The sequence below is a fragment of the Bradyrhizobium diazoefficiens USDA 110 genome (genome assembly GCF_000011365.1).
In the GTDB taxonomy this organism is placed as follows: Bacteria; Pseudomonadota; Alphaproteobacteria; order Rhizobiales; family Xanthobacteraceae; genus Bradyrhizobium; species Bradyrhizobium diazoefficiens.
Genome location: NC_004463.1, coordinates 4994801 through 5009000, shown reverse-complemented (window position 1 = coordinate 5009000; position 14200 = coordinate 4994801). Strand labels below are relative to the sequence as shown.

Annotated in this window: 11 protein-coding genes; 7 read left to right on the top strand and 4 right to left on the bottom strand. The window is 65.5% G+C overall.

Translation table 11 applies throughout. The annotated features are described in order from the left end of the window. Nucleotides 1-98 precede the first annotated feature (98 nt). A complete protein-coding gene (locus tag BJA_RS22590) occupies nt 99-1055 on the bottom strand; it encodes an alpha/beta fold hydrolase (protein ID WP_011087291.1) in 957 nt (318 codons plus the stop codon). A 152-nt stretch (nt 1056-1207) separates the two neighbouring features. On the opposite strand from BJA_RS22590, the gene BJA_RS22585 reads away from it, so the two are divergent. From BJA_RS22585 to BJA_RS22560, 6 genes are all read left to right on the top strand, one after another. Then, entirely contained in the window at nt 1208-2470 is a 1263-nt protein-coding gene (locus BJA_RS22585; RefSeq protein WP_038967564.1) for a D-alanyl-D-alanine carboxypeptidase family protein, read from the top strand. A gap of 2 nt (nt 2471-2472) precedes the next feature. Further along, nucleotides 2473-3159, top strand: a complete 687-nt coding sequence (tmk, locus tag BJA_RS22580; protein ID WP_011087289.1) for a dTMP kinase — start codon at nt 2473-2475, stop codon at nt 3157-3159. After that, complete coding sequence (locus BJA_RS22575; RefSeq protein ID WP_011087288.1) at nt 3156-4202, top strand: DNA polymerase III subunit delta'; 1047 nt, start codon at nt 3156-3158, stop codon at nt 4200-4202. The genes tmk and BJA_RS22575 overlap by 4 nt, the downstream gene beginning before the upstream one ends. 109 nt (nt 4203-4311) lie before the next feature. Then, the gene (gene metG, locus BJA_RS22570; RefSeq protein ID WP_097532087.1) at nt 4312-6288 is read left to right on the top strand and encodes a methionine--tRNA ligase; all 1977 of its coding nucleotides are present in this window, start codon (nt 4312-4314) and stop codon (nt 6286-6288) included. Between the two features lie 12 nt (nt 6289-6300). Continuing rightward, entirely contained in the window at nt 6301-7077 is a 777-nt protein-coding gene (locus tag BJA_RS22565; RefSeq protein WP_011087286.1) for a TatD family hydrolase, read from the top strand. A 13-nt stretch (nt 7078-7090) separates the two neighbouring features. Further along, nucleotides 7091-7888, top strand: a complete 798-nt coding sequence (locus BJA_RS22560) for an MBL fold metallo-hydrolase (protein ID WP_011087285.1) — start codon at nt 7091-7093, stop codon at nt 7886-7888. A gap of 29 nt (nt 7889-7917) precedes the next feature. Here the strand turns inward: BJA_RS22560 and BJA_RS22555 are convergent, their stop codons facing one another. From BJA_RS22555 to BJA_RS22545, 3 genes are read right to left on the bottom strand one after another with little or no spacing between them, the layout of a single operon-like run. Continuing rightward, nucleotides 7918-9579: an acyl-CoA synthetase gene (locus BJA_RS22555; RefSeq protein WP_038967567.1), complete on the bottom strand. Its 1662-nt coding sequence runs from the start codon at nt 9577-9579 to the stop codon at nt 7918-7920. 20 nt (nt 9580-9599) lie between these two features. Then, nucleotides 9600-11489 carry a TRAP transporter large permease subunit gene (locus BJA_RS22550; protein WP_011087283.1) on the bottom strand — a complete coding sequence of 630 codons (1890 nt, stop codon included), beginning with the start codon at nt 11487-11489 and terminating at the stop codon, nt 9600-9602. Nucleotides 11490-11504: 15 nt separating this feature from the next. Then, complete coding sequence (locus BJA_RS22545; RefSeq protein WP_011087282.1) at nt 11505-12524, bottom strand: TRAP transporter substrate-binding protein; 1020 nt, start codon at nt 12522-12524, stop codon at nt 11505-11507. A 478-nt stretch (nt 12525-13002) separates the two neighbouring features. Between BJA_RS22545 and BJA_RS22540 the strand changes: the two genes are divergently transcribed. Next, entirely contained in the window at nt 13003-14199 is a 1197-nt protein-coding gene (locus BJA_RS22540; RefSeq protein ID WP_011087281.1) for a M24 family metallopeptidase, read from the top strand. The last annotated feature ends 1 nt before the right edge of the window (nt 14200 follow it).

Here is a 14200-nt window from a genome sequence, read left to right as displayed (position 1 = left end):
CGCCTAGAACAGGATTCGCGCCGGTTTTACCTTCGGCGCGGATTCGCCGAGACGGAGCAGGCGGGCGCCGCTCACATCGCAATGAAGAAGGACATCGGCTAGCGCGCCGACGCTTCGCGCAGGAATTTCACGAGCGCAGCGTTGACCTCGTCGGGCCGCTCCTGCTGCACCCAATGGCCGGCGCCTTCGATGATCAGTTTTCGTGTGAGATTTGGCAGCACGCGCTCGAGTTCGTTGACGCGCTTGGCGCCGATCAGGCCTGTGATGACGGCGTCTTTCGAACCGGCAATGAAGAGGGACGGCTGGTGGATCTGCGCATCCTGCCAGGGCGCCGTCAGCTCCCAGTTGCGGTCGAGGTTGCGATACCAGTTCAGCCCGCCGCGGAAGCCGGATTTGCGGAATGTCTCGGTGAAGTAGGCGAGGTCGGCCTCGCTCAGCCAGTCCGGTAGCGGCTCATCGGCAGTCGCGTGGCCGAGAAAGCCCTTACCCTCCTGCACGAACATGGCCGCGGAGGGATCGGCGAGGCCGCGTCCGCCGAGCACGATGCGCATGGTGCGGGCGACGTCGCGCTCGAGCTCGACTTCGGCGACGCCGGGCACCTGGAAATACTGCCAGTAGAAGTTGGTCACGCCGCCCTGACGCAGCAGGTCGAGCGGCTTGCCGCGGCCGCGGAATGGCGGTGGCACGCTCAGGCCCGCCACCGCCGTGAAGATGTCGGGGCGGAACAGCGCCGCGTGCCAGGCGACCGGCGCCCCCCAATCGTGGCCGACTACCATGGCCTTGCTCTCGCCAAGCGCCTGCACGAGGCCGACGATGTCACCGACCGTGTCGAAGATCGAATAGGCGCTCACGTCGGCCGGCGCCGCGCTCTGGCCGTAGCCGCGCATGTCGGGGGCGACGACGTGAAACCCGGCGGCCGCCAGCGCCGGGATCTGGTGGCGCCAGGAATAGGACAATTCCGGCCAGCCATGGCACAGCACGACCAGCGGTCCCTGGCCGGCCTCGCGGATGAAAAGGTCGATCCCGTTGGCCTTGATCACGCGGGTGGAAGACATCGCTTTTCCGCCTTGTTTCAGGGGTTTGGTCGAGAAATGTGAGGTGCCACGATAGGGGCGTGACGAGAATCGTGCAATCTCGGGTTCCGGCACCAGCCTCATGTTGTTCGCGCCAGTTCCAACTGTTAGAACGCCGCTCTCAGGGCTTGGCCATGGCATTTCGTTTCATTTCGCTCCGTCGCAGCCGCTTCACCTCCGGCATGCTGGTGCGCGCGCTTGTCGCCGGGCTGCTGCTCGCGAGCCTCGGCTGGTGCGGCGTGCTCTACGCCGCCAACCAAAGCATCCAAGGCGCCAAGAAGGCGGAAGATACCGGCTTTGACGGCGATGCCCCCACCGCGATCCTGATCGAGGCCTCCAGCGGCAGCGTGCTGTTCGAGAAGAACGCCGACGAGCTGCGCGCGCCGTCCAGCATGATGAAGCTGATGACGGCGGAGGTCGTCTTCAACGCCATCCAGAAGGGCGACATCAAGCTGACCGACGAATACCGGATCAGCGAGAACGCCTGGCGCAAGGGCGGGGCGCCGTCGGGCGGCTCGACCATGTTCGCCGCCATCAACAGCAAGGTCTCGGTCGACGATCTCCTGCATGGCGCGATCATCCAGAGCGGCAACGACGCCTGCATTGCGCTGGCCGAAGCCATGGCGGGCAATGAGCGCATCTTTGCCGCCGACTTCATGACCAAGCGAGCCCGCGAGCTCGGCATGACCAAGTCGACCTTCGGCAACTCCAACGGTCTGCCAGACCCCGGCAACAAGATGACGGTGCGCGAGCTCGGCATCCTCGCCCGCCACATCATCCTGGACTTTCCGGAGTTCTACAAACTGTTCGGCGAGAAAGAGTACACCTGGAACAAGATCCGGCAGCCCAACCGCAATCCGCTGCTCAACTCGATGGAAGGCGCCGACGGCCTCAAGACCGGCTACACCAAAGAGGGCGGCTATGGCATGGTCGGCTCGGCCGTGCAGAATGGCACGCGGCTGATCGTCGTCGTCAACGGGCTGGAAGACCCCGAGGATCGCGCCACGGAAGCCAAGAAGATGCTGGAATGGGGCTTTCGCAATTTCGAGACCCGCACGCTGATCGCGGCCGACCAGCCTGTCGGCTACGCCAAGGTGTTCGGCGGCGAGAGCCGCTCGGTGAAGCTGATCGCCAAGACGCCCGTGAAGGTGATGGTGCACAAGAACGGCAGCGACAAGCTGATCGCGCGCGTCGTCTATAGTGGCCCGGTGCGGGCCCCGGTCGAAGCCGGCCAGAAGGTCGGTGTGGTGAAGGTCTGGCGCAGCGGCAACATCGCGGTGGAGACGCCGGTCTATGCGGCTGAAGCGATCGGCACCGGCTCGACGATGCGCCGCGCCATCGACGGCGCCAGCGAGCTCGTGATCGGCATGTTCCGCGCAGGCGCCGAGAAGCTCTGACCATGAGTGACAGTGCGGTACAGCGGTCGTCCGGACGCGGACGCTTCATCACCTTTGAGGGCGGCGAGGGGACTGGCAAGTCCACCCAGATCAAGAAGCTCGCCGACCGCCTCAAGGCAGCAAGGATGCGCACCCTTGTGACGCGCGAGCCGGGCGGCTCGCCGGGTGCCGAGATCATGCGCCATTTGGTGCTGTCGGGCATGGGCAAGCTGCTCGGCCCCGAAGCCGAGACGCTGCTGTTCGCGGCCGCGCGCGATGACCATGTCCACACCGTGATCGAGCCCGCGCTCAAGCAGGGCATTTGGGTGCTGTGCGACCGCTTCGCCGACTCGACGCGCGCCTATCAGGGCAGCCTCGGCAGCGTTTCTCCCGGTCTGATCAACGCGATGCAGCGCGTTACGATCGGCGATCTCAAGCCGGACCTCACCATCATCCTCGACCTGCCGGTCGAGATCGGCCTCCAGCGCGCCGCCGCCCGTCGCGGCAGTGGCACGCCTGACAGGTTCGAGGGCGAGCAGCTCAGCTTCCACCAGGGCCTGCGCGAGGCCTATCGCAAGATCGCCGCGGACGAGCCCGCGCGCTGCGTGCTGATCGACGCCAATTCCGATCCGGATACGGTCGCAGGCCGCGTCTGGAGCGCACTTCGCGATCGTCTCCTTCCGACGCCGGCCTCGGTGGTGTCGGTATGAGTCCGCGTCAGGCAGAGCGCGAGAGCGCCATTCCGCATCCGCGCGAGACCAGCCGTCTGTTCGGCCATCGCGAGGCCGAGACGGCGCTGCTGTCGGCCTATCGCAGCGGTCGCATCCCGCACGCCTGGCTGATCGGCGGGCCGCAGGGGATCGGCAAGGCGACGCTGGCCTACCGCATGGCGCGCTTCGTGCTGGCGCACGGCCAGCCGCTGGCGGACGTCGTGCAGCGCGCCGAGAGCCTGGCAGTCGACCCTGATGACGCCGTGGCGCGCCAGGTCGCCGCAGAGTCCCATGGCGGGCTGCTGACACTGGAGCGCACGGCGAACGACCGCGGCGTGATGCGCACCGTGATCACCGTGGACGAGACGCGCGAGACGATCTCGTTCTTCGGCTCGACGGCAGCAGCCGAAGGCTGGCGCGTTTGCATCGTCGACACGGTCGACGAGCTCAATCCGAATGCGGCTAACGCGCTTCTGAAGATCTTGGAGGAACCGCCGCAGCAATCGCTGTTCCTGCTGGTGAGCCACGCGCCCGCGCGCGTGCTCGCCACAATTCAGTCACGCTGTCGCAAGCTGCGCCTGCGGCCGCTCGGAACGGACGAGGTGATCAGTGCCGCCGCGGAAGCGGCCGGCCTCGCTCCGACCGATCTGGCGTTGCGCGAGGCGGCGGAGGCTTCGGAGGGCAGCGTCGCGCGGGCGCTGACGCTGCTCGGCGGCGATGCGCTGAAACTCCAGCAGCGCACGGCGGCACTGCTTGCGCGATTGCCACAGGTCGATCCGCGCGAATTGCACACGCTCGGCGATTCGCTCGGCACCAGCGACCGCGTCGCGCTTGCGGCCTTCATCGACGGCATCGACCGCTGGATCGCGGAACGGCTGCATGCGGATGAGGCCAATGCCAACCAGAACCTGCCGCGCCTTGCGCGCCTAGCTGAGGTATGGGAAAAGATCGTCCGCGCCGCGCGCGACACCGAAACCTACAATCTGGAGCGAAAGCCCTTGGTTTTCTCGGTGTTCGGCTGGCTGGCGGACGCAACGCGCTAGAGCATGATCCGGAAAAGTGTGTAGCGGTTTTCCGAGAGGATCATGCTCAAAACAATAACCTAACGCAGGTTCGCTTCCAAATTTTGAGAAGCCGGTAAAGGAATTCGTCGTGGCAACGCGAGCTAAAAAATCCGTCAAGCGCAAGAGCGGCAAGAAAGCTGCGAAGAAGGCCACCAAAAAGGCCGTGAAGGCGCTTGCGCGCAAAGCTGCCAAGAAGGTCAAGAAGACCAAGAAGGCTGCCGCCAAGAAGGGCGTGAAGAAGAGCGCTGCGAAGACGGCAAGGAAGGCCGGCAAGAAGGCTGCGAAGAAGCAGGTCGGCGCCAAGAAGGCGGTGAAGAAAGCGGCCAAACAGCCGGCCAAGTCTCCTACAAAGAAGGCTCCTGCGAAGAAGGCAAAGGTGACTGCGGCTGCCGTGACCGCCGCACCGACGCCTGTCGCCACGCCGCCGAAGGCTGTGAAGCCCAATGTGTCGAAACCCAAGGCGCCCCGCGCGCCGAAGCCGGTTGCGGCTCCGCAAGCCGCCGTGCCCGCAGCGGCCCCCGCGCGCGACAACGTCTTCTACATCACGACCGCGATCGCCTATCCCAACGGCAACCCGCATATCGGCCACGCCTATGAGGCGATCGCCACCGACACGCTGGCACGCTTTGCGCGGCTCGACGGCAAGGACGTGTTCTTCCTGACCGGCACCGACGAGCACGGCCTGAAGATGATTCAGACCGCGCAGAACGAGGGCCTGACCCCGTCCGCGCTCGCGGCCCGTAACGCGGCCCGCTTCAAGGCGATGGACGAGCGGCTCAACGTGTCGTTCGACCGTTTCATCCGCACCACCGAAGAGCAGCACCACCGCTCCACCCAGGAGATCTGGCGGCGCATGGAAGCGAACGGCGACATCTATGCCGACACCTATGCGGGCTGGTACTCGGTGCGCGACGAAGCCTACTACGCCGAAGACGAGACGCGCCTGAACGACGACGGCGTGCGCCTCGGGCCGCAAGGCACGCCGGTCGAATGGGTCGAGGAGAAGAGCTACTTCTTCCGCCTGTCCGCCTATCAGGAGAAGCTGCTCAAGCTGTACACCGATAATCCCGATTTCATCGGCCCGGACTCGCGCCGCAACGAGGTGGTGAGCTTCGTCAAGGGCGGACTGCGCGATCTCTCGATCTCGCGCACCACCTTCGACTGGGGCGTCAAGGTGCCCGGCGACGAAGAGCACGTGATGTATGTCTGGGTCGACGCGCTCACCAACTACATCACCGGGGTAGGCTTCCCCGACGAAAGCGACAAGAACTGGCGCTACTGGCCGGCCGATGTGCACATCATCGGCAAGGACATCATCCGCTTCCATGCGGTGTACTGGCCGGCGTTCCTGATGTCGGCCGGCATTCCCGTGCAGAAGCGGGTCTATGCCCACGGCTTCCTGTTTAACAGGGGCGAGAAGATGTCGAAGTCGGTCGGCAATGTCGTCGATCCCTTCAACCTCGCCGACCAGTATGGCGTCGACCAGATGCGCTATTTCTTCCTGCGCGAGGTGCCGTTCGGCCAGGATGGCAACTACAACCACGAGGCCATCGTCGCGCGCATCAATGCCGATCTCGCCAACGATCTCGGCAACCTTGCACAGCGCTCGCTGTCTATGATCGCCAAGCAACTCGGCGGCGTGCTGCCGGAGCCGGGTGAGTTCAGCGACAACGACAAGGCCATCCTGGCGATGGCCGACGGCATGATCGCAGCAAGCCGCGAGGCGATGGCGACGCAGCAGATCCATCACTGGCTCAACGCCGTATGGGCCGTGGTCGCGGAAGCCAACCGCTATTTCGCGGGCGAGGCGCCGTGGGCGCTCGCCAAGACCGATCCTGCCAGGCAGAAGACGGTGCTCTATGTCACCGCCGAGGTCGTGCGCCAGATTGCGATCCTGGCCCAGCCGGCGATGCCGACCGCCTCGGGATTGCTGCTCGATAGCCTCGGTGTCCCCGGGGGCGAGCGCAATTTTGCGGCGCTCGGCGGCGCCAAGCGCATCGCGCCCGGCTCGACGCTGCCCGCGCCGACGCCGGCCTTCCCGCGCTACATCGAGCCGGCGGCCTAAGGCGTTCGCGCGATGCTTGTCGACAGTCATTGCCACCTGGATTTTCCCGATTTTGCGGAAGATCTCGACGGGATCGTGTCACGTGCGCGAGCGGCCGGCATCGGCCGCATGGTCACGATCTCGACGCGGGTGCGAAAGTTGAACCAGCTTCTGGCCATCGCCGAGCGCTACGACGACGTCTACTGCTCGGTCGGCACCCATCCGCACAACGCGGACGAGGAGGACGGCATCTCGCCGGACGAGCTGATCGCGTTGACGCAGCATCCCAAGGTCGTGGCGCTCGGCGAGGCCGGGCTCGACTATTTCTACGACAACGGCTCGCCGGAAGCGCAGGCGAGGGGCTTTCGCGCCCACATCGCGGCTGCACGCGCGACCGGCCTGCCGCTGGTGATCCACACCCGCGAGGCGGACGAGGATTGCGGCCGCATCCTGGAAGAGGAGGTAGCACGCGGATCGTTTCGCGCCGTGCTGCATTGCTACACCGGCGGGCGCGAGCTGGCGCTGAAGGCGGTATCGCTCGGCCTGTACATCGGCTTCACGGGCATCCTGACCTTCAAGAAGTCGGAGGCGCTGCGCGCGCTCGCGGCCGAGTTGCCGGCTGACCGTATTCTGGTTGAAACAGACTCGCCCTACCTTGCGCCCGGCAAGTTCCGGGGCAAGCGCAACGAGCCGGCCTATGTGGTCGAGGTCGCAAAAGTGCTGGCTGAAGCGCGTGGCGTGTCGTTTGATGAGATCTCGCGCCAGACCACCGAAAACTTCTTCCGCCTGTTCTCCAAGGTGACAGCTTGATTCCGGGAGCCGCATGACGCTGACGCTGACGATCCTGGGCTGCGGCTCCTCCGCCGGCGTGCCGCGCCCGGCGCTCGGCTGGGGCGCCTGCGACCCGAGCAATCCGAAGAACCGCCGCCGCCGCTGCTCGCTGCTGGTCGAACGGACGTCCGAGCACGGCACCACGCGGATCGTGATCGACACCTCGCCGGACCTGCGCGAGCAATTGCTCTCGACCAATGTCGACCACATCGACGCGGTGTTCCTGACCCACGAGCATGCCGACCAGACCCACGGCATGGACGACCTGCGCTCGGTCGTCATGCACATGCGCCGGCGTATCCCGACCTACTTCAACCAGTCGACCGCCAAGGACATCCTGTCGCGGTTCTCCTATTGCTTCATCGCGCCGGAGGGCAGCGACTACCCGCCGATCCTGACGCGGCATTCGATCGAGGCGGGCGAAAGCCAGACCGTTCTGGGGAAGGGCGGCGCCGTGACGATGACGGCCTTCCTGGTGCAGCACGGCAACATTCCCGCGCTCGGATATCGCATCGGGGACGCCGCCTACACGCCCGACCTCAACGACATCCCGCGCGAGAGCTGGGGCGCGCTTGAAAACCTCGACCTCTGGATCGTCGACGGGCTGCGCTACACCAGCCATGTCAGCCATTTCAGCATCAACGACGCGCTGTCCTGGATCGAACGTTTCAAGCCGAAGCGCGCCGTCATCACCAACATGACGGCCGACGTCGATTACGAAGTCATCCGGCAGTCGCTGCCGCCGGGCGTGGTGCCTGCGTACGACGGCCTGCGGCTGGAGACACACTGAGCGCAGCAGCCTTGAAACGAGAGATCAGCTCAGGCGGTTATTGCCTTCGCTGATCCCACCTCGTTGCGCAGCAGGAATTTCTGGATCTTGCCCGTGGACGTCTTCGGGATCGGCCCGAACACGATTGCCTTCGGCGTCTTGAAGCCGCTCATGTGCGAACGGCAGAAGGCGATGATCTCGGCCTCGGTCGCGCTGGCGCCGTCCTTCAACTCGACGAAGGCGCACGGCACTTCGCCCCATTTCGGATCGGGCTTGGCGACCACGGCGGCGAACAGCACCGCCGGGTGCTTGTAGAGGATGTCCTCGACTTCGACCGAGGAAATGTTCTCGCCGCCCGAGATGATGATGTCCTTGGAGCGGTCCTTGATGATGACGTAGCCGTGCTCGTCGAGCACGCCGAGATCGCCGGTGTGAAACCAGCCGCCCTCGAAGGCCTCCTTCGTCGCCTTCTCGTTCTTGAGGTAACCCTTCATGACGATGTTGCCGCGGAACATGACCTCGCCGATGGTCTCGCCGTCGCGCGGCACCTCCTGCATGGTCTGCGGGTTGATGACGGTGACGCCTTCCTCGAGCGGGTAGGGCACGCCCTGCCTGCGCTTCATCCGCGCGCGCTCGGCCGGCGGAAGCTCGTCCCAGCCGGGCTGCTCGGCGCAGACGGAGGCGGGGCCGTAGACCTCGGTCAGGCCATAGACGTGGGTGAGCTTAATGCCGATGTTTTCCGCGCCTTCTAGCACCGCAACCGGAGGCGCGGCGCCGGCGATCAGGCCGACGACGCGGCGGGCGGCATTGCCCGTTGACGTTTCCTTGGGCGCGTCGGGGGCGTTGATCAGCGTGTTGTAGACGATCGGCGCGCCGCACATGTGGGTGACGCCGTGCTGCTTGATCAACTCGAAGATCTTGGTCGGCTCGACCTTGCGCAGGCAGACATTGATGCCGGCTGAGGCCGCGATGGTCCAGGGGAAGCACCAGCCGTTGCAATGGAACATCGGCAGCGTCCAGAGATACACCGGATGCTGGCCGAGATTGCCGGCAAGGATGTTGCTGACGGCGTTGAGATAAGCGCCGCGATGATGCGTGACGACGCCCTTGGGATTACCGGTCGTGCCCGAGGTGTAGCTCAGCGCGATCGCGTCCCATTCGTCCTTCGGCGGGATCGCGGTGAAATCAGGATCGCCTTGCGCGACGGCGGCCTCATATTCGATCTCGCCGATGCGCTTGCCCCCCTTGAAGGCGGGATCGTCGACGTCGATCACGAACGGCTTCGGTCCGCTCATCTGCGCGAGTGCGTCGGTGATGACGCTAGAGAACTCGGGATCGACCAGGATGATCCTGGCCCCGCCATGATCGAGCTGAAACGCGATCGACGGTGCATCGAGGCGGATGTTGAGCGCATTGAGCACAGCGCCCGTCATCGGCACCGCGAAGTGTACCTCGTTCATCGCCGGGATGTTCGGCAGCATCGCCGCCACGGTGTCGCCGACGCCGATGCCCTTGCCGGCGAGATACGACGCAAAGCGCCGGCAGCGCTCATAGGTCTGCGCCCAGGTGAAGCTGCGGCCTTCATAGACCGTGCTGACGTGATCGGGGTAGACCGCGGCGCTGCGCGCGAGAAAGCTCAGCGGGCTCAGCGGCACGTAGTTGGCGGGCGTCTTGTCGAGGCCGATATTGTACGGGTTCTGCCGTTCGCTCATCGACACCTCCTCAAAGCGCTTCAAAGAAATCCGATCGAGATCCAGGGGAAGATCGCGACGATGATCAGCCCCACCAGCAGCGCCAGCAGATAGCCCCAGATCGGCCTGATGCCTTCGGCCGGGTCAACGCGTCCGATGGCGCAGGCGGCATAATAGCCGACGCCGAAGGGCGGGGCGAATAGCCCGATACCCATGGCCAGAATGATCACCATCGCATAGTGCACTTCGTGCACGCCGACGGCGCGGGCGATCGGGAACAGCAGCGGTCCGAACAGCACGATCGCCGGGATGCCCTCCAGCACGCTGCCGAGGATGGTGAAGGCCAGGATGGACACGGCGATGAAGGTCGCCGCTCCCCCCGGCAATCCCGTCATGGCCGCCGCCAGCGAGCGCGAGAAGCCTGACTGCGTCAGGCCCCAGGCCATGCCGGTGGCCGTGCCGATGATCAGGAGGATCGCGCCCGACAGCGCCGCGGTCTCGACCAGCATCGGAAACAGCCGCCGCCAGTCGAAGCGGCGATAGACCAGGAGGCCGACCAGGGCGCCATAGACGATGCCGATGGTGGAGACTTCGGTGGCGGTGGCGATGCCCTCGACCACGGCGTAGCGGATCACGAAGGGCAGCGCGAGCGCGGGCAGGGCGACGATGAAGGTCCTGCCGATCTCGCCCCCCGTGGCACGGCGGACATGGCTCATGTCCTCGTGTCGGTAGCGCCACCACACCAGCATGCAGAGCGTGATCGCGAGCACGACGCCGGGCAGCAGGCCGCCGGTGAACAGCGCCGCGATCGAGACGCCGGTGACCGAGCCGATCGTGATCAGCACGAGGCTCGGCGGAATGGTCTCGGTCTGGGCCCCCGTCGCCGCTAGCAGCGCGACGAGATCGCCGGGGCGGGCGCCGCGCTGTTTCATCTCCGGGAACAGCACGGGCGCGACCGCGGCCATGTCGGCGGCCTTGGCGCCGGAGATGCCGGAGACCAGGTACATGGCGCCGACCAGCACGTAATGCAGGCCGCCGCGGACATGACCCAGCAGGCTCGCCAGGAACGCCACCATGGCCCGCGCCATGCCGGTCATCTCGATCAGCAGGCCCAAGAACACGAACAGCGGCACCGAGAGCAGGATGAGATGGCTCATGCCCTCGTCCATCCGCCCGATCAGCACCATGACGGGCGTGCGCGTGGTCAGCGCCAGATAGCCGAAGATCGCGAGGCCAAAGCCGAACGCAATGGGAACGCCGGCAAAGACGCAGAATCCGGCGACGCCGACGAAGAAGATGACGAGGTTGAGATTGCCGAGCGGCCGCAGATATGGCTGCGCCAGCCAGAAAAGGCCGACGACGACGGCAACGGAGATCACGGCCGTCAGCACCATGCGGACATCGGCGGCGCGCAGCAGCCGCAGCAGCGCGAACGCCGCCATCAGGCAGATGCCGGCCGGCAGCGCGGCGGCCCGCCAGATGTTCGGGATCTGGAGCGCCGGCGTGATGATGAAGCTTTCCTCGTAAGCGTAGTCCCAGGACGGCCACACGATCAGCGCCAGAAACGCCAGCGCCGCAGCGGTCGCGACCAGGTCGAGATAGGCCCGCATCGCGGGTCCGGCGCTTGCGACCACGGCGGTCATGCGCATGTGCTCGGAGCGGCGGAATGCGACCGCCGCGCCCAGCATGGCCAGCCACAGGAACAGGATTGAGGCGAGCTCGTCCGACCAGATCAGCGGTCGGTGCAGGCCGTAGCGCGCGACCACGCCGGCAAACAGGATCGCGATCTCGGCGACGACCAGGGTCGCCGCCGGGATTTCGACGGCGAGGCCGAGGACGCGTTCGAGCGAAGCCAGCAACGAAGGTCGGCGAGGGGACTGAACAGCCACCTCGCCCGCCGCTTCGGTCACCTCAACCTCGACATGAGCCATGACGGCCCCAACGCGTTACGAGAGCTTGCCGACGGCCTTCTCCAGCAGGTCCCAGGCCTGATCGCCATATTTGCCTTTCCACTCGGCATAGAAGCCGGCGGTCCGCAGCTTGTCGCGGAACGGCGCAACCGCGGGCTGGTTGAAGGTCAGGCCCTTGGCCGCGAGCTCCTGCTGGAGATTGGCATTGAGCTTGGCGGTATCCTCACGCTCCTTGACCGCGGCGGCGTTGATGTTCTTGGCGACGATCGTGCGGACGTCCTCCGGCAGCGCGCTCCAGGCGCGGCGGTTGGCCAGGAACCAGAAGCCGTCCCACATGTGGTTGGTCAGCGAGCAGTATTTCTGCACCTCGTAGAGCTTTGCGGTCGAGATGATCGCCAGCGGGTTCTCCTGACCCTCGACGATCTTGGTCTGGAGCGCGGAATAGACTTCGCTGAAATTGATCGAGGCGGGCGCTGCATCGAACGCCTTAAACATCGAGGTCCACAGCGGCGACACCGGCACGCGGATCTTGAAGCCCTTGAGGTCGTCGGGACCGGTGATCGGCCTGGTCGAGGACGTGGTCTGGCGGAAGCCGTTGTCCCAGATCTTGTCCATGACCTCGAGGCCGGCCTTCTTGATCTCGCCGCGGACATGGGCGCCGAGATCGCCGTCCATGGCCTTCCAGACCGTGTCGTAGTCCGGGAACGCGAAGCCGATGCCGTTGATGGACGCGGCCGGAACCAGGGTCGACAGGATCAGGCCCGACAGCGTGAAGAACTCGACGCCGCCGGAGCGGATCTGGCTCAGCATGTCGGTGTCGGAGCCGAGCTGGTTGTTCGGAAAGATCTGAAGGTCGAACTTGCCGTTCGTCTCGCTCTTGATCGCCGCCGCCATCTCCCTGGCGCGCACGTTCAGCGGATGGGTGTCCGGCAGGTTATTGGCGTATTTGTAGCTGAACTCGGCGCTCTGGGCGCGGGCCACGTGGGGCGCGCTGAGGCCGCCCAGGACCGCGGTCGCGGCGGAGGCCTTGAGAAGCGTGCGTCGGGAAAAGCTCATCGGTCTGCTTCCTCGGAAGGTTTGTTGTTGTTCTGAGACGCAAACCTATACGGATGGAAAGTCAGAAGGTCATCTGCGATCTCGCGAAGCCTCGCTTATTGCAGCCGGACCACGTCACCGCAATATCGCTTTCGGCACATGGAGCCGGGTTCAAAAAGCGAAAAACAACCCCATGCACAGTAGCCGTCAAGAGTTGGGACGACGTTCGAGGGCCGAGCCGAAAGTCGCGCCGGAGCGAAGCTGGGATGGCAGGAATTCCGTCTAAATATTTGATCTGATTGTATATAAATATATTCCATAATATACCTTATGCGAATCATGGATATGGTCGTGCAGGTCAGGTCAGCCAAATCCGCAGCTACCCAGAACCCCGCTCCCGGCGGACAATCGCGGCGCGCTGCGACGATCCGACGGTCGCTCGGATGGTCGCGGGCAAGAACACAGGCGGTCCAAACCGTCGCCTATTGGGAGGTCCATCATGGAGCGGAACGTCGCCGGCGCGAGCGGCACGCGCGCCATTCCATTCGACGCCGCCAAGCTTGACCGCCTGATGGAAGCAGCCGGCCTCGACGTTCTGGTCGCGACCTCCAAGCACAATGTGCAGTACCTGCTCGGGGCCGAGCGCGCGATCTTCTTCGACTACATGGATGCCATGGGCGTCAGCCGCTATCTGCCCGTCCTGGTCTATCCCAAGGGCGCGCCGGAGAAGTCCGTCTATGTCGGCCACCGGCTGGAGACCCATCAGCGCGCCGTGGCGCCGCCCTGGGTGCCGCAGGTCCGGACCGAGTCCAGCGGCTCGGTCGACGCGATCACGCGGGCCGTCGCGGCCCTGAAGGACGCCGGCGTGCCGATGAAGCGGGTCGGGGTCGAGATGGCGTTCCTGCCGATGGATGCGGGCCGGGCGCTTGCCGACGCCCTGCCCGGCGCCGCGCTCAAGGACGCCCTCCTCGTCCTGGAGCGTCTGCGCGCGGTCAAGTCCGCGGACGAGCTGGCGAAGCTCAAGACTGCGTCTGAATTGGTGATCGCCGCTATGCTGGAGGTGATCGCCGGGCACGGTCCCGGCACGACCAAGCAGCAATTGTCGGACGCACTTCGCATCGCCGAGGTCAACCGCGGACTCACCTTCGAATACTGCCTGCTGGCCTGCGGCAACAGTCACAACCGCGCGCCGTCGGCGCAGCGGTGGGAGCAAGGCGAGGTGCTGTCGCTCGACTCCGGCGGCAATTTTCACGGCTATATCGGCGACCTCGCCCGCATGGCGGTGCTGGGCGAGCCCGACGGCGAGTTGAGGGACTGCCTGGCCGAGATCGAGGCGGTGCAGCGCGCCGCCTTCGCCGCGGTCCGGCCGGGTGCCATGGGCGGCGACATCTACGTCGCGGCCAAGCGGCAGCTCGCCCAGATCACCCAGCGCGATTGCACCGATTTCCTCGCCCACGGCATGGGCCTCGTCAGCCACGAGGCCCCTCGCCTGACCGCCACGGGTCCGGTTCCCTATGACGACACGGACGCGCGGCTGCCGCTCGAAACAGGCATGGTGGTGTCGATCGAGACCACGATGAAGCATCCGAAGCGCGGCTTCATCAAGCTCGAGGACACGGTGGTGGTGACGGCGACGGGCCACGAAATTTTCGGCGAAGGCGGCCGCGGCTGGAATCGCGGTGGGAGTGCGCTTTGAT